24 protein-coding genes and 1 pseudogene are annotated in these 21112 nt (G+C 70.3%); 9 read left to right on the top strand and 16 right to left on the bottom strand.

Features of this window, described 5'->3' with window-relative positions; translation table 11 throughout:
* Positions 1–13 precede the first annotated feature (13 nt).
* The 9 genes and pseudogenes from SSBG_RS12415 to SSBG_RS12375 all read right to left on the bottom strand — a co-directional run bounded on the left by SSBG_RS12415 (position 14) and on the right by SSBG_RS12375 (position 8370).
* The gene (locus tag SSBG_RS12415) at positions 14–697 is read right to left on the bottom strand and encodes a hypothetical protein (protein WP_008746482.1); all 684 of its coding nucleotides are present in this window, start codon (positions 695–697) and stop codon (positions 14–16) included.
* A gap of 40 nt (positions 698–737) precedes the next feature.
* Positions 738–2294 (bottom strand): ATP-binding protein, encoded by a 1557-nt coding sequence (locus tag SSBG_RS12410; protein ID WP_008746481.1) that lies wholly within the window; start codon positions 2292–2294, stop codon positions 738–740.
* A 12-nt stretch (positions 2295–2306) separates the two neighbouring features.
* Entirely contained in the window at positions 2307–2675 is a 369-nt protein-coding gene (locus SSBG_RS12405; RefSeq protein ID WP_008746480.1) for a DUF6238 family protein, read from the bottom strand.
* 12 nt (positions 2676–2687) lie between these two features.
* Entirely contained in the window at positions 2688–4148 is a 1461-nt protein-coding gene (locus SSBG_RS12400) for an SCO6880 family protein (RefSeq protein ID WP_008746479.1), read from the bottom strand.
* Between the two features lie 75 nt (positions 4149–4223).
* Positions 4224–5513: pseudogene (locus SSBG_RS12395) on the bottom strand (SCO6881 family protein).
* 33 nt (positions 5514–5546) lie between these two features.
* Entirely contained in the window at positions 5547–6245 is a 699-nt protein-coding gene (locus tag SSBG_RS12390) for a hypothetical protein (protein ID WP_008746478.1), read from the bottom strand.
* Complete coding sequence (locus tag SSBG_RS12385) at positions 6245–6574, bottom strand: DUF6112 family protein (protein ID WP_050776761.1); 330 nt, start codon at positions 6572–6574, stop codon at positions 6245–6247. The genes SSBG_RS12390 and SSBG_RS12385 overlap by 1 nt, the downstream gene beginning before the upstream one ends.
* A 55-nt stretch (positions 6575–6629) precedes the next feature.
* A complete protein-coding gene (locus SSBG_RS12380) occupies positions 6630–7259 on the bottom strand; it encodes a hypothetical protein (RefSeq protein WP_008746476.1) in 630 nt (209 codons plus the stop codon).
* A gap of 16 nt (positions 7260–7275) precedes the next feature.
* The gene (locus tag SSBG_RS12375) at positions 7276–8370 is read right to left on the bottom strand and encodes a C40 family peptidase (protein WP_008746475.1); all 1095 of its coding nucleotides are present in this window, start codon (positions 8368–8370) and stop codon (positions 7276–7278) included.
* A 400-nt stretch (positions 8371–8770) separates the two neighbouring features.
* Here SSBG_RS12375 and SSBG_RS12370 point away from each other — a divergent pair, with 400 nt between their 5' ends.
* Positions 8771–9517, top strand: a complete 747-nt coding sequence (locus SSBG_RS12370) for a DNA-methyltransferase (protein ID WP_008746474.1) — start codon at positions 8771–8773, stop codon at positions 9515–9517.
* A 288-nt stretch (positions 9518–9805) separates the two neighbouring features.
* On the opposite strand, the gene SSBG_RS12365 is transcribed toward SSBG_RS12370, so the two are convergent.
* The 5 genes from SSBG_RS12365 to SSBG_RS12355 form a co-directional block, all read right to left on the bottom strand.
* The gene (locus SSBG_RS12365; protein ID WP_158677771.1) at positions 9806–10321 is read right to left on the bottom strand and encodes a DUF1877 family protein; all 516 of its coding nucleotides are present in this window, start codon (positions 10319–10321) and stop codon (positions 9806–9808) included.
* Positions 10322–10552: 231 nt separating this feature from the next.
* Positions 10553–11116, bottom strand: coding sequence for a hypothetical protein (locus SSBG_RS31030; protein WP_234010503.1), 564 nt, complete (start codon positions 11114–11116; stop codon positions 10553–10555).
* A 65-nt stretch (positions 11117–11181) separates the two neighbouring features.
* Positions 11182–11493: a hypothetical protein gene (locus tag SSBG_RS33190; protein ID WP_158677770.1), complete on the bottom strand. Its 312-nt coding sequence runs from the start codon at positions 11491–11493 to the stop codon at positions 11182–11184.
* A gap of 131 nt (positions 11494–11624) precedes the next feature.
* The gene (locus tag SSBG_RS12360) at positions 11625–12095 is read right to left on the bottom strand and encodes an NUDIX domain-containing protein (RefSeq protein WP_008746470.1); all 471 of its coding nucleotides are present in this window, start codon (positions 12093–12095) and stop codon (positions 11625–11627) included.
* Positions 12096–12097: 2 nt separating this feature from the next.
* Complete coding sequence (locus SSBG_RS12355) at positions 12098–12817, bottom strand: hypothetical protein (RefSeq protein ID WP_008746469.1); 720 nt, start codon at positions 12815–12817, stop codon at positions 12098–12100.
* A 273-nt stretch (positions 12818–13090) separates the two neighbouring features.
* On the opposite strand from SSBG_RS12355, the gene SSBG_RS34570 reads away from it, so the two are divergent.
* Both SSBG_RS34570 and SSBG_RS12345 read left to right on the top strand, forming a co-directional pair.
* The gene (locus SSBG_RS34570) at positions 13091–13342 is read left to right on the top strand and encodes a hypothetical protein (RefSeq protein ID WP_037871385.1); all 252 of its coding nucleotides are present in this window, start codon (positions 13091–13093) and stop codon (positions 13340–13342) included.
* Positions 13330–13581 carry a hypothetical protein gene (locus SSBG_RS12345; RefSeq protein ID WP_037869599.1) on the top strand — a complete coding sequence of 84 codons (252 nt, stop codon included), beginning with the start codon at positions 13330–13332 and terminating at the stop codon, positions 13579–13581. The genes SSBG_RS34570 and SSBG_RS12345 overlap by 13 nt, the downstream gene beginning before the upstream one ends.
* 559 nt (positions 13582–14140) lie before the next feature.
* On the opposite strand, the gene SSBG_RS31020 is transcribed toward SSBG_RS12345, so the two are convergent.
* On the bottom strand, positions 14141–15010 hold the full coding sequence (locus tag SSBG_RS31020) for a winged helix-turn-helix domain-containing protein (RefSeq protein WP_078491283.1): 870 nt from the start codon (positions 15008–15010) through the stop codon (positions 14141–14143).
* A 175-nt stretch (positions 15011–15185) separates the two neighbouring features.
* Between SSBG_RS31020 and SSBG_RS12335 the strand changes: the two genes are divergently transcribed.
* From SSBG_RS12335 to SSBG_RS12310, 6 genes are all read left to right on the top strand, one after another.
* Positions 15186–15539: a hypothetical protein gene (locus SSBG_RS12335; RefSeq protein WP_008746465.1), complete on the top strand. Its 354-nt coding sequence runs from the start codon at positions 15186–15188 to the stop codon at positions 15537–15539.
* Complete coding sequence (locus SSBG_RS12330; RefSeq protein WP_037869596.1) at positions 15536–16939, top strand: cell division protein FtsK; 1404 nt, start codon at positions 15536–15538, stop codon at positions 16937–16939. Before SSBG_RS12335 ends, SSBG_RS12330 begins: the two co-directional genes overlap by 4 nt.
* 35 nt (positions 16940–16974) lie before the next feature.
* Positions 16975–17685, top strand: a complete 711-nt coding sequence (locus SSBG_RS12325; RefSeq protein ID WP_037869593.1) for a DUF2637 domain-containing protein — start codon at positions 16975–16977, stop codon at positions 17683–17685.
* Positions 17686–17835: 150 nt separating this feature from the next.
* Positions 17836–19281 (top strand): replication initiator, encoded by a 1446-nt coding sequence (locus SSBG_RS12320; protein WP_008746462.1) that lies wholly within the window; start codon positions 17836–17838, stop codon positions 19279–19281.
* Positions 19281–19505: a helix-turn-helix domain-containing protein gene (locus SSBG_RS12315; RefSeq protein ID WP_037869591.1), complete on the top strand. Its 225-nt coding sequence runs from the start codon at positions 19281–19283 to the stop codon at positions 19503–19505. Before SSBG_RS12320 ends, SSBG_RS12315 begins: the two co-directional genes overlap by 1 nt.
* Positions 19505–20785 (top strand): tyrosine-type recombinase/integrase, encoded by a 1281-nt coding sequence (locus tag SSBG_RS12310; RefSeq protein WP_008746460.1) that lies wholly within the window; start codon positions 19505–19507, stop codon positions 20783–20785. The genes SSBG_RS12315 and SSBG_RS12310 overlap by 1 nt, the downstream gene beginning before the upstream one ends.
* 75 nt (positions 20786–20860) lie before the next feature.
* Here SSBG_RS12310 and SSBG_RS12305 read toward each other — a convergent pair whose 3' ends face one another.
* The gene (locus tag SSBG_RS12305; protein ID WP_106429332.1) at positions 20861–21100 is read right to left on the bottom strand and encodes a hypothetical protein; all 240 of its coding nucleotides are present in this window, start codon (positions 21098–21100) and stop codon (positions 20861–20863) included.
* Between the last annotated feature and the right edge of the window lie 12 nt (positions 21101–21112).

The raw sequence follows: 21112 nt of genomic DNA, 5'->3' as shown, positions 1-21112 counted from the left end.
ATGGAGGGGCGCCTTAGCGGGAGCGGTGCGGTGGCGCCGGTGGGGGAGGTGATGGGGGCCGTGGGCTGACGGGTGTCTCGCCTGTCGGCGCGGCCGGTCGGGAGGGCGCGGCGTGGGGACGCACGGAGGGCACTGGCGGGCCGGTGCGGCTTGCGAGGTGGGCTCCGGCGCGCGCGAGCGCCGCTCCCTGGGCGGACAGGAGGTCGGCGTAGTGCCATCCTTCGCTGTTGCGCAGTTCGATGGCCCGGATCTCGTACAGGTCTCGGTACCTGGACGGCATGGGGTTGAGGTAGGTGACGGCCTCCGCCCACTCGTCCTGCAGCTCGGCGGCCCGTTCGAGGGTGGTGTCGATCCTGCGCAGTACGCTCAGGTCGAGACTGATCGGGCCGTTCAGGTAATCCACCGCCAGCGCGCTCGCCCGGACGCCTGCGAGGACTTCGGGACCGTGGGCGAGGAAGGTCTCGACGTGGGTCCATGCCTCGGCGTCGCGCCGGACTTTGCCGTCGGCGTAGCGCTCTTCGTCCAAGGGCCAGCCGTCGCTGTCGCACAGGGAGTCCGAGATGTCGTCCCATGCGTCGGAGGCGCGGGTGATGCCCTCGGCTGCGGCGGCCAGCGCGGGAACATGGCGGGTCCAGGCGGGCTCGTCGGCGGGCTCAGAGCCGGGGGCGCCGGTCGGGGTGGTGTTTGCGTCGGTCATGTGGTGGACCTCGTGAAGTGTGCGGGCCCTTGCCGGGTGCTCAGCGGGAGCGTGGGTACAGCAAGGGGGCCGCTGGGTTCGTGACCTCGGCGTTTTCGGGTCCCATGCGTGTGTCGGTGTCGAAGAGTTGGCGTTCTTCGGGGTGGAGGATGTGCTGGGTGATGAAGCTGCGGCCGGCGACCTTCCAGAGTCCCCGGCCGCGGGTTAGGGCGGAGACGGCCTGGGCCTCGACGCCGGTGAGGCCGAGGAGCGTGGTCGCGGCGGCGAGCTGGTCCTGCTCCTGGCGGTAGATGACGCGCGTGGAGCAGTCGCTGAGAAGTCCTTCGGCCAGGGCGCGTCCGCGCGAGCCCGCCGAACCGGCGGCGAGGAGGTCGCTGAGCCGGTGAATGATCATCCAGTTGGCGATGCCGAGGCCGCGGGAGAGCTTCCACTGCGCCTGCATGCGTTCCAGGAGCCCGGTGTGGCGCATGATGCGCCAGGCTTCGTCGTAGATGACCCAGCGGCGCCCGGCCTCGGGGTCGGCGAGGGCGGCCTCCATCCAGGCGCTGGCGCAGGTCATGGCGAGGACGAGGCCGAGGTCGTCGCCGGTGCCGCCGAGGCGGGAGAGGTCGATGGTGAGCATCGGCGCGTTCGGGTCGAAGGCGACGGTGGAGGGGGCGTCGAACATGCCGCTCAGGTCGCCGTGGAGCAGGCGGCGGAGGGCGTGGCCGAGGTCGTCGGCGGCGGTCGCGATGCGTCCGGCGGACCCGGCGAGGACGGCGTCGATGCGGTCCGGGTGGGTGAGGATGCGGGCGACGTCGCCGAGCAGGGGGACGGCGCCGGCGCTCTCGGCCTCGGCGACGGCGAGGTCGAGGGCCGTGTCGAGGGCGGTGTGCTCGGCGGGGCGAAGGTCGCGCCCGAGGACGGTGCGGACGAGTCCTGCGAGCAGCAGAAGGCGCCGCTTGCGGACTTCGCCGCGCCAGTCCTGCGGCGATACCGAGGCGGGCCGGGCCGGGGCGTCCAGCGGGTTGAGGCGTCCGCTCAGTCCCGGGCCGAGCGCGATCGTTTGCCCGCCCAGGGCCGAGGCGACCGGCCCCCACTCGCCCTTGGGGTCGGAGGGCACGTAGATCTTGTAGCCGTGGGCGATGGCGCGCAGCGCGATGCTCTTGGCGAGCGCGGACTTGCCTGTCCCGATGATCCCGGCGATGACGCCGTTGGGGTTGGTGAAGCCCTCGACGCGGCCTGAGGCGTATAGGGCGAAGGGGTCGTAGCAGAAGGCGGCGTCGGCGTGGACGTCGCGCCCGATGTAGAGGCCCTCGGCGCCGAGGCCACCCTCGGCGAGGAAGGGGTAGGCGCCCGAGACGACGGCAGTGGTCAGCCGGTGGGCGGGCAGACGGAGCTTCCCGCCGCGCGCGGAGGCGGGGCCGGGCCTGCCGGAGGCCGGATAGGTGGCCCGCATTTCGGAGTCGAGCCCTGGCGTGGGCTCCTCGCGGTCGCTCTGTCCGGCGGTGGCTGCGCGGCGGCGGGCGGCGGCGAGGCGGGCGCGGTGGACCTTGCGCTCGGGGCGGTCGGGCCGCTGGGTGGGGGAGAAGAAGGGGGAGGCGGTGGCGCGGCGCATGAAGTCCTCGTGTCAGGTGCGGAGTTCGGCGGCGGTGGCCCGGCGGCGGATGAGCCGTACGGCGCCGTGGTGGCGTCGGCACAGGTGGGTGGGCGCGGGGCGCGGCCCGGGTGCGGCGTGGGCGGCGCGGTGCAGGAGGTCGGTCAGCTGCCAGGCGCGAAGCCGTGCTTCGCGTAGTGGTGTGGCGGCTTCCTGGATCGGGGTGGCGCGCTCGGCGTGGACGTCGAGGAGGCGTAGCAGGGCGCATCCGAGGTCGTGGAGAGCGTCGAGGTCGTCCGGGCCGGCGAGGAGGGGCCCGGTGCAGGTGGCGCGGTGCAGGTCGAGGGCGGTGGCGGCGAGCGGGAGCAGGCCGTCGGGTGGGGGCGGTTCGGGCTGGTGCATCGGGTTGCCCGCTTATGCCGCGAGGGTCAGCGGGAGCGCGGCGCTCGTGAACGCTTCGGCCTGCTGCATGAGGAGGGGGCGAAGGTCGAGCTGGGCTGCGACGGCCGCCGTCTCGATCGTGGCGCAGGCGGCGCGCAAGTCCTTGTCGTTCTCGGCGGACACGGTGATCAGCCCGGTCAGCGCGACATCGGCGTGACCGGCGATCAACTGTCGTTCCCGGTCGCGGACGTCGGCGTACTCGGTGCTGTCCGCCTCGGATTCCACCTGTCCGCGCCGGGCGCGCTCGGCGGCGTCCGCGATGATCGCGGACTTCCGGCGGCGTACGTCGCGCAGCGCGGAATCCAGGCCCTGCGGTGTGTAGATGAGGGAGAGGGAGCGGCGTACCCCGGCGGAGAACTGGACGGGGTGGAGGAAGGCGGCGCTCACGGCCGTGCGGGGCCAGTTCTCCACCCAGTAGGTGGCGTGGACGGCGGAGTCGGTGCTGATCCGGTCCCGGTGCTCGACGAGGACGACGGGCCCGGCGGCGGTCGGCGCGGCGGCGGGCAGGGGGCCCTCGCTCCAGGAGTCGAGGGCGGGAAGGGCTGCCGGGTCGTACGCGGAGCGGGTCACGGCGGCGATCTGCCCGGCGGTGAGCCATCCGGAAGAGGTGAGCCCGGCATCGCGCAGGGCCTGCTCGGCGGTCGAGGTGAGCTGGGCGAGCACGCCGAAGGCGCCGCTCAGGCCGCCGCCCGCCTGCGCGGCGAGACGTCGCGTCGCCTTGAGGTCGAGGGCGAGCGCGACGTACATCTCGTGCGGTGCCGCCGCCGGGCCCGCCGAGGCGATCAGCTCCTCGTACAAGGCCCCGGCCCCGGGGGCGTGCGGGGCCCCGTGCTCGGCCCAGTACCGGCGCAGGGCGTCGCCGGAGCCGGGCACGGTCCGCTCCAGGACCTGGACGCGCGCCACGTGGCCGGTGCGGGCGAGCGCGGCGAGCGCGCGGCCCCACCCCGCGACGTTGGCCTGCTGGGTGGCCGGGTCCAGGAGGGCGAAGGCGCGCGAGGAGACGCGCAGCACGGCGGTGAGAGTGGCACCGTGGGGGTCGTGCACTGCGGACAGGCGGCCGTCGCCGCTCGTGACGACGCGAAGGCTCGCGGCCCGGCCCGGCAGATGCAGCAGCCCGTCGCGCACCGGGCGGGAGCCGGGGCGGCGCAGCCACAGGAGCTGGTGGCGTATGCGGCGCAGCGCGTACCGGAGCACGACGGGTGTCCAGTCCGGCAGTGGGCGGCCTCGGCGGCGGCCGAGCGTGAGGGCGAGGAGGACGGCCCACAGGGGCAGTAGCGCAAGCGCGGTGAGGACGCCGCCGAGCAGCACCACCAGCAGGAGCAGGAGCCCGGAGAGTGCGGAGAGCGCGAGCTGCGCGGTGGAGAGGCCGGCGAGCACCCCTCGGCGGGAGCGGTGGGGGAACTTCACGGTCGGGGGGGAGGGGGTTTCAGGCATGGTGGTCCCAGCGGTCGAAGAAGCGAGGGGCACGGGGGCGGGCGGCGCGACGGGCTGCCCGCCCCCTGTCTCAGGTCACGAGCCCTCGGGCGGTGGGGACCCGGGCCCCGGGGCCGGCATGTTCGCCTTGCGAAGGTCCGGCGGGGCCGGGGCCGGGCTCGGCGCGGGAGCGTCGGCGGGCGGCCGGGTGATGAGCGGGGGGATGCCGGGCCTGCGGATGAGCGGGGTGCCGCCGTCGCCCTCGGCGTCCGGGTCCTCGCCGTAGCGGAAGCGGACGGGGGACTGCTCCGCCCCGCCGTCGATGCCTTCCTTGCTCAGCCGGCTCCCGCCGCTCGGGTCGATCCCGGCGGCCGTGCCGGAGGAGTCCGTGCCGGGCACGGAGGACGGTCCCTGCGGCGCGGGGACACCGGTCGATGCCTGGAACGCGAGACGGCCCGCGGTCTTCGCGGCGTTCGCGGCCACGGTCACGCCCGCGACGGCGGTGCGGTGCAGGTCGTCGTGGCCGCCGCTGTCCGTCGCCCAGTGCACGAACTTGTAGCAGGCGTAGGGGCACAGCAGCACGAGGACCATCACGACGAGCCCGGCCAGGGCGTCGGAGACCGCGCCGATGCCGTCGCGGGCGTGGGTCTGGCCCAGGGCGGAGACGCCAATGAGGAAGACAACGGTCATCACGAGTTTGGAGAAGACGAGGGCGGCGGTCGCCTCGATCCAGCCGCGTCGCCACCGCTTTGCCGCCTCCCAGCCACCACCGGCTCCGGCGAAGACGGCCAGGGTCACCATCACGAGGACGCCGACCTTGCGCGCGACCATGACGCACCATTAGAGGAAGGCGCCGATCGAGCAGGCGAGCGCGACGAACGTGGGCGTGACCCACCCGTTGCTGTACATCGTGCCGAGGTCGGGTCCGCCCACGAGCCTGCGCACGGCCTCCGCGATCGAGGTGTGCGCAGTCGCGAAGAGGCTGTCCGAGAGGCTGTCGGTCACGGTGATCGCGACGGACGTGAAGGAGACGGCGCAGCAGGAGAAGAGGACACCCGTGACGGTGCCGGTGACGGCCTGGGCGAGCGCCCGCTCGTCGCGCCGGAACGCGGCCTGCACGAGCTGGAGGCAGAAGGTGGCGACGATCACCACCAGGCCGATGGGCAGGATCAACTCGTAGTTCTGCCGGAACCAGTGCGCGTCGAGGTCGATCGCGGTGGTGGCGTCGACGGTCCGGGCCGCGAGGTCAGCCGCGGACGCGGCCAGTTCCCCCACGCTCTTCGCGATCCAGGCGCCGACCGCGTTCGTCACCGTCCCGCCAGGATTCTGCGCGAAGTCGATCGCGCCGCACACCTTGTCCATCAAGGGGAGATCACAGACGGCCACGCGAACCTCCCTTCATCTGACTTGAGTTCGAGGTCACGGGGCCACCGCCGGGAGCACTCCGGCCAGCGCGCACGCGCGCTGGGGCCGGCACTGGACGGCGAGCGTGGCCGTACGGGTCTCCGCGCCGGCCTTCGCGTGCCCCTTCCAGGCGATCGACTGGTGGCCGGTGACGGTGACGGCGTAGACGTACGCCGTGCCCAGACGAGCCGGGTCCTCGCGCAGTGCACGGGCGAACGCCTCGGGATACCGGGCCTCCGACGCGGTCGCCTTCGCGTACTGCCCGGAGGCAGACATCTCGCTCCACAGCGTCGGCGAGGGCACCTGCTCCTCGACAGAGCCCCGATCCACCATCTGCTTCTCACGGGTGAGCCAGCGCTCCAGCAGCGCGAGGTGCTCGACCTGCGTGGTGCTGCGGGTGTCGTACGACCACAGGGCGGCAGCGGCGGCCTTGGCGTAAGTGAGCGGATCGGACGTCGACGGGGGATCCAACACCTCTGCGGGCGGGGCCGCTTCGGCCTCCGGCGAGCCCTCGGCAGGGGCGGGCGAGGAGGAATCGCGCCCTGTGGGGGCGGGCGACGCCGCCGGGACGTGAGCGGCAGGTGCGCTCTCGGGGCGGGTGAGATACCCGACGAGTCCGGCGACAGCGAGCAGGACCACGAGGACGAGCGCGCCGAGTGCGAGCCGGCCCCTAGCGCCTACAGCGCTGTGGGCCGGGGTGAAGGAACGTTTCATCAGTGCACCTGTGTGCCCAAGGCGGAGAAGAAGGTCACGATCCCGTTCGCCGCCCCGAGCAGCAGGGCAGCCCCGGCGCTGACGAGCACGCCCTTCTTTCCGGTCGCCTCCGCCTGGTGGCCGCCGGAGTGGTGCCCCCACGCCCAGACGGCAGCGCTGACCGCGAGTGCCCCGACGGAGGCGATGATCGCGAAGAGGTTGATGCCCCCGACGACCTTCTTGAGGACGGAGAGGCCGGGCAGACCGCCCTCGGTGGGTTTGACGCCCGGGTCGTAGGCGAGCTGGATGACGTCGAGGACATGGTGCACGGGCACTCCGATTCCGGGCATGCCGAAGGCAGCCCTGGCGCGGACGGGAGAAAAGAAGAGAGAAGAGAGGGAGCGGTCAGCGCTGCTGGGACGACTGGGTGGCGGACGGCGGCGGCGATGCGGCCGGGCGTTCGGCGTCGACGGGATGCGCGGCGCGTGCGGAGCGGCTGGCGGAGGCGCTGCTCGCCATGCGGCTGAAGACACCGGGACGCTTGGCCTTGATCTGCCGGAGCAACTCGGGCTCGGGCCCGGACAGCCCTTCGGAGAACTCGTCGACGGCCCGCGCCGCTTCCCTGAGCTGCCCGTGGACGGACAGCAGGGAGCTGCGGTACTCGTTCTGTTCGGTGGGCGCAACGGGCTCCGGGGAGAGGTGGAAGCGCACCGCGCACTCCAGGGCCGGTGCCGCCCGCAGCAGCGCCTTGTTCACCAGCAGCGCGGCATGGGCGTACGCGTACGTGGACCGGCGATCGGCCTCCGCCTCCGGCGAGTCGCCCGCCACGTCGACCGGTCCGACGGCGTTGTCGACGAGCCCCGCGTACGACTCGGAGAGGTGCGTCAGCATCCCCGAAAGTCCTTCCCCGTGCACGGTATTGCGAGAGGTGAGGCGATAGAACAGGGCGGCACACCGGTTGAGGTGGCGGGCCGTCTCCCGCAGGAGGCGTGCCTGCTGTTTGACCGACAGGAGAGCCTGCGGCTGGTACGGCAAATGGATTCCCTTCTGGTCAGACGACCCGCCGGGCGGCGAGGACGTCCCCCCGCCAGGCGTCGAGGGTCGTGATGCGGACGACGTCGCCGGTGTGCGGCGCGTGGATGATCAGTCCGGAGCCGATGTACATCCCGACGTGCTCCGGCGAGGCGGCGCTCCCCTCGGTGAAGAGGAGGTCGCCCGGCTCAAGGCGGCCGACCGAGACGGCCTTGCCTTCCTTGACCTGCGTGTACGTCGTGCGGCTGAGGCGCACCCCGGCGGCGGCGTACGACTGCTGCATGAGCGAGGAGCAGTCGCACCGGCCCATCGGATCCGGGCCGTGCGCATCCGCGCAGGACCCGCCCCACTGGTACGGCGTGCCGAGCTGCCCCTGAGCCCAGCGGATCGCGGTCCGCACCGCGACCGGGGCGTCCTTCGGGATGCTGTAGCCCTTCGGGACCGTCCCGGCCGGAATCGGCCCGAACGCCGCCTCATCTGCAGCGCATCCGTCGCCCGTGGCGAGGGAGGCAGCGCCTGTGCCGCCGCCGGGTTCCAGGACGTGGGCGAGCGCAGTCCGCAGGGCGAGCGCGAGACCCTCCCACTTGGCGTAGGCGTCGGGGAGAGCCGAGCGCTGCACGGCCTGCGCCGCCTGGGTGAGGGACAGCGACTGCCACCCGTCCACCTTCCGCAGCGCCTCGTAGAAGCGCGTCGCCGCGTGCACCGGGTCCCGGATCTCCTCGACCGTCCCCCACCCCTGCGAGGGACGCTGCTGAAAGAGCCCCACGGAATCGCGGTCCCCGTACGCGAGGTTGCGCAGCCCCGACTCCTGAAGAGCGACCGCGAGGGCGATCACCTGGCCGCGCGCGGGGACGCCGAGCGAGATACCGGTGGCCACGATCCGCTCCGCGTTCGGGATCTGCTCGGCCGGGTCGGGAAGACCCTCGACGTTCACCTCGGTGGCCTTGCCGCCCGCGAGGAGGTGCTCGACCTGGCCGGCCACAGCAGCCGTGTCGACGGGGGAGGTTGAGGTGCAGCTCGCTTCGGCCGTCGTACTCGCGACAAGCAGTACGGGCGCGGCGAGCAGCAGGGGTGCGGCGGCCAGCAGACCGAGCGCCGCTCCGGTGGTCTTCACGAGGTCGTAACCCGTGTTGATGTGTGCATGGATGCCTCCCGTGGTGAGAAGGCGCGGCGCCGGAGACAGTACGAGAAGGTCCGCGACGCCGCGCCAGGCACGTACCGCTCAAGGCGGCCCGGCCAGAGAGGAATTGGGCCCCTGTTGGCCGTGGGTGCGAGCGCGGCAGCAAGCCGCCCTCGTAATCTCTCGCGCCGCACGAATGCCTCCGAACACGCAGGTCAACGCCCTCCGAACCGGTTTCCGGCGGGCTGTGCGGCGAGACGGTACGCACGAACCTCGGCCGCACCAAACGGCAGCCGAGGCACGGGAGTCGAGAGGCGGTCGCGTTAGGTACGGCCGAGGTTCGCGGCTACTCTCCGCCGGACCCATTCCCGCCTGGCAGAAAGGGGGCGAGCCGATGGGCTACACGCTTCACCGCGGCGACGCGCTCACCATCCTCAAGACCCTCCCCGACGAATCGGTCCACGCCGTCATCACCGATCCCCCGTACAACAGCGGCGGACGCACCAGCTCCGAGCGCACCGGGCGCACCGCGCGCGCGAAGTACGTCACGAGCAACAGCGCCCACGACCTCGCCACCTTCCCCGGCGAGAACCGCGACCAGCGCTCCTACCGCTCCTGGCTGACCGAACTGCTCACCGAGGCGTACCGCGCGGCGACCGAGCACTCCGTCGCCATGGTCTTCTCCGACTGGCGCCAGGAGCCCACCACCACCGACGCCCTCCAGATGGCGGGATGGACGTGGAGCGGGACGATCTCGTGGATCAAGCCCGCGAGCCGCCCCCGCAAGGGCGGACCCAAACAGGACACCGAGTTCGTCACCTGGGGTGTCAAGGGCACCCTGGACAACACCCGCGACCTCTACCTCCCCGGCCACTACATCGCCTCACAGCCCCGCAAGGACCGCGTCCACATCACCCAGAAACCCGTCGAGATCATGCGGCAGCTCGTCAAGGTCTGCCCCGAAGGCGGCACGGTCCTCGACCCCTTCACCGGCAGCGGCTCGACCGGCGTCGCCGCCCTGCGCGAAGGACGCAACTTCCTCGGCGTCGAACTCTCCACCCACTACGCGGACATCGCCGAACGGCGGCTGCGCGCGGAGCTGACCCAGGACGACTTCGTCCTCGCCGGGCCCGAGGAGTGAGGTCGAGAACCGGCCCGGGGCCGGCGGATCGCAGACGGCGAAGGGCGGCTGGTGCACCGTGAGCCGGTGCACCAGCCGCCCTTGCGCGTGTGTCAGGCCGCTTCGAATGCCCGCCGTATCAGCGGCTGCACTCGCCTCAGGGTGGGTGGGCACCTAAAACGACAATACGCGAAGATCGCGAAGAAGAGGAAACGAAGCGCAGCCTCCAGTAACGGGAACGTCAGCATGGTGCGCCGGGGGTCTGCTCCACTCCATGGTGATGTTGTCTGGCGTAGCCCACGAAGCGGCTCACGAGCACACCATTTTCGCCACTACGTCTCCCGCTGCCGCTGCGGCCGTGTAAAACTCCACCAGGTCGTCCACCCGGGTTGCCAGCCACCGCTGGAAATCAGCGTCCACGTCCGCGCCGAAGGCTTCCACCACTGCGTCCAGATGTCTCGCCACCCATGCCTGGCCGCCGCCCTCGGCGGAGCTCATAGAGGCCGCAGTCCGCTGCACCCCTTCCACGCTGAGGTACGTCACGATCTCCGTGCCGGTTTCGCCCAGCAGATCGCCGCCGAGTACGGCCTGGTATCCGAGTGTATCTGGGCTGTCGTCCGCGCCGGCAAGTGCGGCCAATACGAGGTTCCACTGTTCCCCCAGGTTCATCAGTACTCTGGATTCCTCCTCTGCGCGGCGCCGGTCGGGGGGACACGCGTCGGGCAACGCCTCGATAGCTGCTTCGGCGCTCGTGGGAAGGTCATCAGCCTTGAACCGACGAAGGTACAGCGCTACAGACATGGAAATTCTCCTGATCGCGGACATGCGGTGCGCGTACAAGGCAGGCAATCTTGACGGCCCTGCCAATGACGAGTCGACTCGCGACGACGGTGACGCCCTGCCGCTGTGTAGGGCCACTGTCCGCTGACGTTGCCGTCACCTATCGCGAAAGCCCCGCCAGGATTCACCTGACGGGGCTTCACACTTGCTCACTTGTACTGCTGTACGGGGCTCAGCACCTTGGCTGGATCGACTCCGGCGAGCCGCCCCGCGACATTACGGCCGCCTGCCGGTCAGTCCATAGTTAGCGGTCAGGGCTGCGGCGTACATATCCGGAACAGGACGCCCGCCGAACGCTATCGGAAGGTACGACTCCAACGTACCTGACACGTCCAGGAAGGGGCCAAATCGCGCGCACCATTCACTGCGCGCGGCCTCGTCCGGGAACCCCTGGAATACGGCCACCTCGGGATCCCGTTCACCCCAACATCCCCATTTCGCGGATGGTCCGGTTATCGCGATCACATTCGCTGAGATCGCGATCGACCCCAAAGCGTCGCCACCCGGCTCGAAGCCGATGGCAGCCCAGTGTTCGTCTTCACTGGCCTCGACGGACAGAGAAACCGCCGGACGCCCGAGTCCCTCGTGGACATAAAAATCGTCTCCGTCAGGCTCGAGAACTAGCAGTTCGACACGGTCGTCTCCGTGCCATCGGGCCATCGTGCAAAGCGCTGGCCAGATTTCCGGAGCAAGAGCCACGTCGAACTCACAGAACAACGAGTCTCCAGTGCCCTCCCTGAAAACCTGGTGAGGAAACCTGGCGTCAAGATCGAAGGTCATCGCAGTACGGGAGCGGATGGCAGGATACTCGTCACGGTCTGGCATGAGTGAACCCTCGCCCGGCATCATTCATCCCCCAGCCTGATCTTGATGTTGGCCTTCTTGGCTCCCGGTCTGTAGTAGTCCGCTGTCCATCCGTCGACAGTCTTGGCCTTGCTCCGCAGGAAGTAGCGTGCCCCATCCTTCTGATATTCAATGTTTGGCCCCCTTTCGAGGCGGGTCCATCCGTTGGCCTCAAGGTTCTCTCCGAATTCCGTGGGGCCGACGTCGGTCCGCACGTTCTTCATGCGAGCCTTGGGTTCTGTGATGTCTTCGTATTTCGATGCGGTCCGACAGTCGCTGTTGTGAACGAGGACCGGTGTCTCGCCCGCCAGCACATAGTACGTGTGCTGCGCGGCACCCTTTCACCTGCTCCTTCGCTGGTCAGCGCAGGTTTCGGGTTCCGCTGGTGTCCGTGGTTGTACGGCGAAATCCGTGGGTGTTGCCGTCGCTACTGCCGTCAGCCGGTTCAGCCCAGGTAGGGCCTTTCACGTTGTTCCAGGAAGTGCTGGAGCCTGAGTCGTTGGGTGTGGTGCATCGGCAACTGCTCGATCTCTTCTGGCGGCAAGAACCGGAGTTCGGTGGACTCGTCAGAGATCTCCAGCCGGCCGCCGGTGATGCGGGCGGTGAAGCAGACGTTGAACTGGCGGCGGACCTCGCCGTCGGTGTAGGCGATGATGTGTTTCGGGTCGGTGTAGGTGCCGACCAGGCCGGTGATCTCTACGTCAAGGCCGGTCTCTTCCTTGACCTCGCGGACGGCCGTGCCTGGCAGGGAGTCGGTGAGGTCCATACCGCCTCCGGGCAGGGCCCATAGGTCGTTGTCGCGGCGGCGCTGGAGGAGGATGCGCCCGTGATCGTCGGTGACGACGGCGGATGCGGCGACGACTATGCTGTTCGGCTTGGGCGCGTTCGGGTCGTCGTAGTACTCGGTGCGGGCCACGGTCAGCCTTCCTCTCGTACGGGGGTTGCCGTCGCCCATACAGCGTCGAAGCTCTCGGCGTAGGTGTCGAACAAGCCGCCCGTCTCGTGTCGGCGTAGGTGCCACACGGGGGCGGCGTACGCGTTGACGCCCCAGACGTGGGCGTTGACGAGTAGCTGATCGTCGGCGCGGTAGAGGGAGTTGTAGAGCGTGGTTTCGTGGGTGCGGACTTCGATGCCGGGGGTGCCTGCGAGCGGCCTGTAGTGCATGAGAGCGAGGCGGCAGCGGGATTCGATGCCGTGGCCGAACCGCTCCTCCTGGCCGCGGGCTTGGACGTTGTCGCTGTCGGCGTCCCCGATCGCGATGCGGACGGTGCGGCCTTCGGCGGCGCGTTCGGTGAGGAGTTCGTTCAGCCGCGGGTACGCCTCGTGGAGGAAGACGGCCGCGTAGACCAGGATGTCGATCCGTTCCCGCGCCTGGGCCATCAAGTCGGTGAACGTCGAGACGGGGATATCGGCCCGCTGCTCGTAGAGCGCCACCAACTCAGGGCTGATGGCGCGGGCGGGGCGGGCCTGGCGGAGCGCCGGCCAGAGTGCGTGCACGTCTTCTCCCAGGGCCTTGGCCGCCTGGAGGGCGGAGGCACGACGTGGGATGCGCCCGAGGTTCACCCAGCGTTCGACCGACTTGGCGTCGACCTCGACCTGCTGGGCGAGTGCGGCGTACGTCCAGCCTCCCGCCGCCATGACGGCTCGTAGTCTCTCGTTCGGCACGAGTCTCCCCCTTCTTCTCAGGACGGCGCTAGGGACGTTCTACACGGTGCAGGACGTCCCGAAGTGGGGTTTGGTGGAGGTTCCTTCGTCCCGGTGACCGGCGTGAGGATCGGTGCCGACCCTGCGGCACCAACAGGCCCAGGGGCACGCATCAACGCCGCCGAGGAGCGTCACCGTGCGAAAGAGCGCCACCTCATGTGTTCCCGCCCTGCGACTGGACGCCCGGTCGCGCGCCGCCTCGCCGGGGTGGTCACGATGACGGCCCCCACCCCTGATGCCAATGGGCACACCGTCTCGCCCGATGCCGGCGCCCTGGTGGTCGACCGGCGGAGCGGCAAGGTGGGCGTGGTGATGGGGCATGTGGGACCGTACGTGCAGCTTCGGCCACCGCGCGGTGGCCGGGAGTGGGACGTGCCGCCCGAGGACGTACGTCCGCCGACTCCGACAGAGGAGTTGAGCGCGAAGGTGGCCGTGGCCAACCGGAGGTGGGGACGGTGACGGGGACCCCTCGTTCGGTCCTGCGCTACGAGACCTGGACGCTCCAGCCCGACCGCGAGCCGGACGCGGAGCAGGTCCTGTACGCGATGCAGTGCGCCGTGGACGGCGAGACGTCCCCTACAAGCGAGGACTTCGCCGAACCGCAGGACTGGGTGCTGCGGCACTGCGGCCAGAACCCGTCCCACCACACCTACCGGGAGATCATCACCCGCCCCTGGCGGACCTGGCGCCAGACGTGACCTGCCCCTCTCGCCCAGGCGCCACACCGCGCTGACCCACCCGACTCCCGCCCTGCCGGGCGCGGCCAATCGAGGCTCCCCGCACTCGTCAGCCCCGACAGAGACGGGCCCATATGTGCGTGCTGTGCTCATGACCATGGGGTCGGGGCCTCAGCCACAGAAAGTCAGCCACGACGGCGGGCGTGCCGACCGATCACCCGCCACGTGTGTCTCGCTCAACCCCGCACCGGCATCAGCCCAGTTATCTCCATCGTCACGGCCCCTGGCCAGGCAGCAAACATGGGCGTCCGGGACGGCGCGAACCCGCCGGGCGGCCTCTCGGGTGCCCGGCCGGCCTGCTGGTGAGCGGTCGGACCGGGGGGCTTCTGATTGGTAGTCCGGCCTACGCTCCGGGCTCTGCGCGCCGAGTGGTCGGCGGCCGTCGCCAGCGGGGCGGCAGACAGGAGCGGGCGGCGGTCACCGACCGCCGACGCGCGGCGGCCCGCGTCAGCGGGACGCCCTTGATCAAGTAAAGAAACTCTGAACAGCTCACCCGCTGGTCAGGCTGCCCGGCCGATGGTCAGGGCCGCTGCTGCCGGCGCTTCTTCGATTCGGCCAGTGCGGTCTTCAGCTTCTCGCTCGGCGATACATCCGGTTCGGCGTCGTCGTCATGGAGGGGTGGCAGGAACAGGCCGCGTCGGCTCTTCTCCCGCTTGACCTTGCGGCGCTCGTTGAAGAGCCGCTGATGCTCTTCCCGAAGCACGTCCCATCGCTGGTCCAGCTCCGCCTCTCGCGCCAGCAACTCTTGGTCGCTGAGGTCGGTGAACTCGGTGGCGGCTGCGCGCGCTTCGCGGGCGATCTCATCGCGCAGCAGGTAGTTCGTGATGGGCCCGTGGTACTTGCCCGGCTCCGGTTCCTGGCGCACGAAAACACCGCGCCCCTTAACCGCGTACACCAGACCCGCCTGCTTGAGGCTTCGATAGGCGTTCTGCGCGGTGGAGTTGGCGACTTTGAACCGCTCTTGAATCTCGCGGGCGGGAGGGAGTTGGGAGCCCGGAGGGTAGGTGCCTTCCACGATTTCCCGGCGGAGGATGTCGGCGACCTGGGCGTACGGCGGTCGGGCGTCTTCGTTGCGGATGACGTCGACCGGCCAGTCCGGCCCTTCGGTGTCGGCGTCCTCGTGATCACCATCGGCCCCTTCGACGCTCCCGCCGATAGAGGTGCTGACGTAGCTGCCCCGGCCGAGCTGGGAGTAGACCAAGCCTTCCTGCTTGAGCACACGCAGGGCGTTCTGGACGGTGGAGCTGGATACCCCGAACCGGTCACGCAGCACGTTGGCCGAGGGCAGGCGCTCACCCGGGCGGAACTCGCCATTCAGGATCGCGTCCCGCAGGGCCTCGGCGGCCTGGAGATACGGCGGCCGGGAGTCCTCGTCCAAGGGCAGGGTCATGCCCCCACGGTATCGGCAAGCCGTAGCGCTACAGGCACATCCCCGGGTTCCCCACCTGACCACCTACCAACCTGATCGAGTTCACAACCTAATCGAGCTTGCAAGGTGAGCGATCATCTCCTTATGCTCCGTGTCGAGCCGATCAAGCGGCTCCATCGAACGAGGATGTGATGGCATGGCCATGACGCGTATCCGTGTTGCCCTGCTGCCGTCGGCGGTGTGCATCGCGGGCACCGACCCGACGCTGAAGATCAAGGACCAGCAGACCGGGGAGATCGCCACCGACCGGGAGACTGGCGCGTCTCTGTACACGGTGACCGTGATGCTCATGGAGGACGGCCGGGCCGAGGTCCTGAAGATCACCGTCCCGGAAACCGGCCTGGCCGCCGGGCTCAAGCCGGGCGCGATGGTGCGGCCGGTGGAACTGTTCGCGACCCCGTGGGCGCGGATCTTCAACGGTCAGCTCTCCGACGGCGTCGCCTACCGCGCCGCCCGCCTGGAGCTGGTGACGATGGAGGCGGCTCAGTGATCCGCTTCGAAAATTCCGTGCCGGAATACGCACCGGACGCGCTGCTGGCCGTGGCCGTCCTGGTCGGTGTGTGGCTGCTGGTGACGGTGGTGCGCTACGTGTGGGCCGACCGGGGCACGCGGGTCAGCATGCGGCAGGCCGTGCGGGTTCGCTGGGGCTGGGCACGGCTCGCGCGGATGGCCGGGCTGACGGTCACCGACAAGACCCCGAGCCTGCTCGCCCAGATCACCGCGCAGAAGGACGGCCCCACCCCCGCGCCTCGGGTGCTGACGCCCCGCATCAAGGTGACGCCGGACCGGTTCGGGGTGATCGTGCGGGCCCGGACGCTGCCGCAGGTCGGGGTGGAGGAGTACCAGAAGTCTGCGCGGTTCCTGGCGGACGCCTGGCAGTGCACGCGGGTTTCCGTCCTGCCGGACGGCCCCGGCAAGGTGGTGATCCGGGGCGTGAGATCCGACCCCTTGACCACGCCGACCACGCACCGGCCCAGCGGCCTCCCGCCCGTGGACCTGACGCGCTGGGAGCTGGGCATCGACGAGTACGCCGCGAAGGTGTGCGTGTCCCTGGCCAACGTGCCCGGGGTGACGGTGGCCGGCGTCCCGGGTGCGGGCAAGACCTCCGGGGTCAACAAGTTCGTCTGTGACTTCGCGCCGTCTCCGTCCGTGCAGATCGTGACGGCGGACGGCAAGGTGTCGCGGGCCTCGGAGGGCGACTACGCCGACCTGGTCAAGCGGATGTTCGCGTTCTGCGGAGACGACCTGGATGAAGCCAACGCGCTGTTCAAGCGCCTGGTGGAACTGCGCAAGCGGCGCTCGGCGACCATCCGTGACGTGCTGGGCGTGAAGAACCTGTGGCACGTCGGCCCCTCGCCGCAGTGGCCGCTCACGGTCCTGATCATCGACGAGGCGCACACGTACTTACGCGAGTACAAGGGCAGCGACGCCACCACCAAACGGCTGGCCGCACTGACGGCGGAGAACGCCCGGCTGGTGGAGGACCTGGTCAAGAAGGGCCGTAGCGTCGGCATCCTGGTGATCTTGATCAGCCAGAAAACCACCGGCGATGCCATCCCGACCTTCATCCGCGACGTGTGCCCCATCGGGCTGTCCTTCGCGCAGAAGACCGTGGAAGCCGCGGTGGCCGCGCTCGGTGACGACATCCGCAACTGGCCTGATGCCAGCCCGGTCACCCTGCAGGACCCCGCCTACGTCGGCGTCGCGGTGATGGCGATGCAGGGTCGCCCCGGCTATACCCGCATCCGCACCCCCTACGTCTCCGACGCCGACGCCGCCCGCGTCGCCGAAGCCACCTCGCACCTGACCGCCGACCCGGACCTCTGCCTGGACGCCCTCCTCGCCTCGACCGGCCGGACCACGGCACCTCCGCCGTCGCACACCAAGTAGTCCCGAAAGCCCACACCGGAAAGGAGGTTGAGGACGTGGCGGAGGAACGGTTCACCCGGCGCACCGTGACCGTGGTCATGGCGGTCATCGCGGCCCTGGCCTTCGTCTTCTCCTTCGGCAACGTTTGGGCACTCGCCCTGCGGCTCGGCGTCCCCCACCCGATCGCCCCACTGATCGCGCCCATGGTGGACCTGTCCGTCGTCGGGCTTCTGGTCGCGCTGCGCTTCCTCGCCCTGCGCGGCGTCCCCAAGGAGGAGCTGAAGGCCGGCACCCGGCTGCTGCACCTGTGCGGCCTGCTCACCCTCGCCCTGAACACCGCCGAACCGCTGCTGGCCGGACGCTACGGACGGGCCTGCCTGGACACCGTCGCCCCGCTCCTGCTGCTCGGCTGGGGCCACGTCGGCCCCGCCTTCCTCACCCAGTTCCACACCCTCACCCGCCCCACTCCGCCCCTGGAAGCCACCGCCGCAACCCTCGTCACCGAGCCGGTGCCCGGCGTCGCACCGTCACCCGCATCGACACTTCCGACGCCCGCCCCGGCTCCGGCCGCCGCTCCGCCGGTCATCGTCACCATGACGGGCCGACCCGCTTCCGGCCCGGCCCTTCCGGCCGCCCTGCTGGACGCGGCCCGGCGCATCGCGGACACCCACCGCGCCGAGCACGGAACGCCGATCAGCGGCGCCCACCTGGGCACGCGCATGGGCGTCGCCCTGCCAGTGGCCACCGCCGCACTCGCTCAACTCTGAGCACCGGCCCGCCCTGGTCGCATCCTCCTCGCTGAACCCACGCCCGCCCCTGGGCCTGGTTCGTCATGCCCCGAGCAGCACCAACATGCCTTCCAGTTCGGCTGGTTGCTGCTCAGGGCCACCCACCCGAACAGAAGGGACACGCCCCGAATGGTCACCCTGGACCTGCGCGACGTGGCAAGCCCCGCCGTACGGGACCTGCTCCACCTCGTCAACCACCCCGACTTCGACCGCGCACAACAGCAGATCGAACACCTCGGCGGCTGCACCGAACCCGTCCGCCTGACCGGGCAGACCACGACCGTCGACACCACGACCGGTGAGGTGCTGCGTACCTACAACACGTCGGACGAGCCGACGGGCAGCCTGCTCACCGCGTGCGGCAACCGCCGTGCCTCCCGCTGCCCGGCCTGCTCCCGCCTCTACGCCGCCGACACCTACCACCTCATCCGCGCCGGCCTCTCTGGCGGCAAGACCGTGCCCGACACCGTCCGCACCCACCCCCGCGTCTTCATCACCCTCACCCCGCCATCCTTCGGTCCCGTCCACAACCGCCTCACCACCCCCGGCGGCGACATCCAGCCCTGCCGCTGCCGCAAGCTCCACGAACTTAACGACGCCCTGATCGGGACGCCGCTCAACCCCGGGACGTACGACTACGAAGGCGCGGTTCTGTTCAACGCCCACGCCTCCGCCCTGTGGGCCCGCTTCACCACGTACCTGCGCCGCGAGATCGCCGCCGGGCTCGGCATGACCCAGAAGGCCGCCCGCGCGGTCCTGCGGGTGTCTTTCGCGAAGGTCGCCGAGTACCAGCAGCGCGGCCTGGTCCACTTCCACGCCGTCATCCGACTCGATGGCCCCGACGGCAACACCGCGCCCCCGCCGCCGTACGCCACCATCACCGTGCTCACCAAGGCCGCCCGCGCAGCCGCAGCACGGGTCCGCGTCACGGTTGCGTCGGATGCGGCCGGGGATCGCGAACTCGGCTGGGGCGAACAGTTCGACGTGCGCGAGATCGCCTCCTTCGGCACCGACGCCGAACTCACCGACCAGGCCGTGGCCGCCTACGTGGCGAAGTACGCCACCAAGTCCGCCGACGCCTCCGGCACCCTCGACCACACCCTCCTCTGCCGCCCCTGCCAGGGACGCGGCGCCACTCTTCTGCCCCACGGAACGCCGCTCCCGTGCACCGCGTGCGAGGGGACCGGACAGGCCCGCCCGCTGACCCGGCTCCCCGTCGCCCGGCACGTCCGGCAGATGATCCGCACCTGCTGGGAGCTGGGCAGGTTGCCGGAGTTCGCCCACCTCAAGCTCTGGAAGTGGGCGCACATGCTCGGCTTCCGGGGCCATTTCTCCACCAAGTCCCGCAGCTACTCCACCACCCTCGGCGCGCTCCGCGAAGCCCGCCGCACCTGGCGCACCGAACAGGCCCGTGCCCACGCCGGCCTGCCCGAGTCCGACCCGACGACCACGCTCGTCGTCGGCCGCTGGGACTACCTCGGCTCCGGCTACAGCCCCGGGGCGGCTCTCCTCGCCGCCGGTGTCTGGCATCGCAAGGAACTGGAACGGCAGTTCACGGCCGAAGGGGGCTGCTGATGACCTCGCCCCCGCTCGCCGCCCTCCGCAAGGAGGTGGCCCCGGCCCTGGATCTGCTCACGGTGCCCCAGGTCATGGCCCGCCTCCAGCTCGGCCGCTCCACCGTCTACGACCTCATCCGCACCGGCCAGCTCGCCTCGATCACCCTCGGCCGCGCCCGCCGCATCCCCACCCAAGCCCTCACCGACTTCATCCGCACCCGCCTCGAACAGGAAGCCGCCTGATGACCGCAGCCCACCCCGCTCCGTCCCGCCGCTCCCGCACCCGTGCGAACGGAGACGGAACCGTCTACCAGCGCAAGGACGGACGCTGGGAAGCCGCCGGATACGTGCTGGCCCCCGGCAACACCCGCAAGCGCGTCCGCGTCTACGGCGCTACCCGTAAAGGCGCGATGACCAAGCTCACCGAGAAGATCGCCGCTAGCAACCGCGGCCTTCCCGTCGCCGCAGCCGACAGCACCGTGAGCGCCTACCTCACGTACTGGCTGGACGGCGTCGCCGTCCATCACCTCCGGGAGAACACCCACACCCGCTACGCCGCCTCCATCCGCCTCCACCTCAACCCCGGTATCGGCGCCAAGAAGCTCGCCCGGCTCACCACCCGCGACGTCCGCACCTTCCTCGACGGGCTCCGCACCACCTGCCAGTGCTGCGCCCGGGACCGGGACTCCGTCCGTCGGTCCTGCTGCGCCATCGGCCAGTGCTGCGGGAAGCGGCTCTCGCCGCTGACCGTCACGTACGTCCACGCGGTACTCAAGTCGGCCCTGGAACACGCCGTCCGCGAGGACGAACTTCCCCGCAACGTCGCCCGGAACGTCAAGACGACCACGCCCCGCCCCCGGCGCTTCCAGCCCCTCACCGCCACCGAAGCCCAGCGACTGCTCCACGCGGCCAACGGCGACCGGCTCCACGCCCTGTACGAACTCGCCCTGCGCACCGGACTCCGGAAGGGCGAACTTCTCGGCCTCCACTGGGAAGACCTCGACCTTGACGGCGGCACCGCGAGCATCCATCGCTCCCTCCAGCGCACCCGCAGCCAGGGCCTGACCGTCCTGAACACCAAGACCCTGGCCTCCGAGCGGCGCATCGCCCTCCCCACCGAGTGCCTCAGCTCCCTCAAGGCCCATCAGGAACGGCAACAGGAAGAACGCCAGACGGCCGGAACGAGCTGGACGGACAACGGACTCGTCTTCACCACCCCGAAGGGCAAGCCGCTCGACCCCACCAACCTCACCCGCAGCTTCCGCCGCCTCCTCCACGGCGCGGAACTCCGGACGATCCGCTTCCACGACCTCCGGCACTCGACCGCCACCCTGCTCCTGGAACAAGGCGTCGACCTCGTCGTCATCAAGGAACTCCTCGGCCACGCCCACATCGGCGTCACCGCCGGCGTCTACGCCCACGTACGACTCCGCCTCCAACGCCAGGCCATCGAGACCCTCGGCAGCATCCTCGGCCCGACCGACGCCTCCGATGACCCACCCAACGCAGCCGTCGTCCGCTGACGTTGCCGTCACCGTTGCCGTCAAACGGCATGAGGCCCTCCCGAAATTCTCGGGAGGGCCTCACTTCGATGACTACTAGATTTCAGTCAGCCATTCCCAGTCGCCGGGCCTGGCACGTAGCCGTACGAACCCTTGCTCCAGACAGTCATTGAGGCTGGAAGATTCGGCACGGATAAATCCCTGCTCACCTAGCCCCGGCCCCGACATTACCAACGTCCAAGGCTCCCCACCTTCCGCCATCCTCTCATCATCCACCTTTAGGATGACAGTGACGCCAGAGCGGCCCAACTTGTCCATGAGCTGCTCGATATCCATCACTTTTGCTCC

The sequence above is a fragment of the Streptomyces sp. SPB074 genome (assembly GCF_000154905.1).
Classification (GTDB): domain Bacteria; phylum Actinomycetota; class Actinomycetes; order Streptomycetales; family Streptomycetaceae; genus Streptomyces.
The sequence above is the reverse complement of the archived record's forward strand: the minus strand, read 5'-3'. Positions and strand labels throughout refer to the sequence as shown.

Bases quoted from the DNA above. Each gene is read 5' to 3' on its own strand.
- SSBG_RS12415 (WP_008746482.1), bottom strand. From the start codon at position 697: ATGACCGACGCAAACACCACCCCGACCGGCGCCCCCGGCTCTGAGCCC.
- SSBG_RS12410 (WP_008746481.1), bottom strand. From the start codon at position 2,294: ATGCGCCGCGCCACCGCCTCCCCCTTCTTCTCCCCCACCCAGCGGCCC.
- SSBG_RS12405 (WP_008746480.1), bottom strand. From the start codon at position 2,675: ATGCACCAGCCCGAACCGCCCCCACCCGACGGCCTGCTCCCGCTCGCC.
- SSBG_RS12400 (WP_008746479.1), bottom strand. From the start codon at position 4,148: ATGCCTGAAACCCCCTCCCCCCCGACCGTGAAGTTCCCCCACCGCTCC.
- SSBG_RS12390 (WP_008746478.1), bottom strand. From the start codon at position 6,245: ATGAAACGTTCCTTCACCCCGGCCCACAGCGCTGTAGGCGCTAGGGGC.
- SSBG_RS12385 (WP_050776761.1), bottom strand. From the start codon at position 6,574: ATGCCCGGAATCGGAGTGCCCGTGCACCATGTCCTCGACGTCATCCAG.
- SSBG_RS12370 (WP_008746474.1), top strand. From the start codon at position 8,771: ATGGGCTACACGCTTCACCGCGGCGACGCGCTCACCATCCTCAAGACC.
- SSBG_RS12365 (WP_158677771.1), bottom strand. From the start codon at position 10,321: ATGTCCGCGATCAGGAGAATTTCCATGTCTGTAGCGCTGTACCTTCGT.
- SSBG_RS31030 (WP_234010503.1), bottom strand. From the start codon at position 11,116: ATGACCTTCGATCTTGACGCCAGGTTTCCTCACCAGGTTTTCAGGGAG.
- SSBG_RS12355 (WP_008746469.1), bottom strand. From the start codon at position 12,817: ATGGCGGCGGGAGGCTGGACGTACGCCGCACTCGCCCAGCAGGTCGAG.
- SSBG_RS31020 (WP_078491283.1), bottom strand. From the start codon at position 15,010: ATGACCCTGCCCTTGGACGAGGACTCCCGGCCGCCGTATCTCCAGGCC.
- SSBG_RS12335 (WP_008746465.1), top strand. From the start codon at position 15,186: ATGGCCATGACGCGTATCCGTGTTGCCCTGCTGCCGTCGGCGGTGTGC.
- SSBG_RS12320 (WP_008746462.1), top strand. From the start codon at position 17,836: ATGGTCACCCTGGACCTGCGCGACGTGGCAAGCCCCGCCGTACGGGAC.
- SSBG_RS12315 (WP_037869591.1), top strand. From the start codon at position 19,281: ATGACCTCGCCCCCGCTCGCCGCCCTCCGCAAGGAGGTGGCCCCGGCC.
- SSBG_RS12310 (WP_008746460.1), top strand. From the start codon at position 19,505: ATGACCGCAGCCCACCCCGCTCCGTCCCGCCGCTCCCGCACCCGTGCG.
- SSBG_RS12305 (WP_106429332.1), bottom strand. From the start codon at position 21,100: ATGGATATCGAGCAGCTCATGGACAAGTTGGGCCGCTCTGGCGTCACT.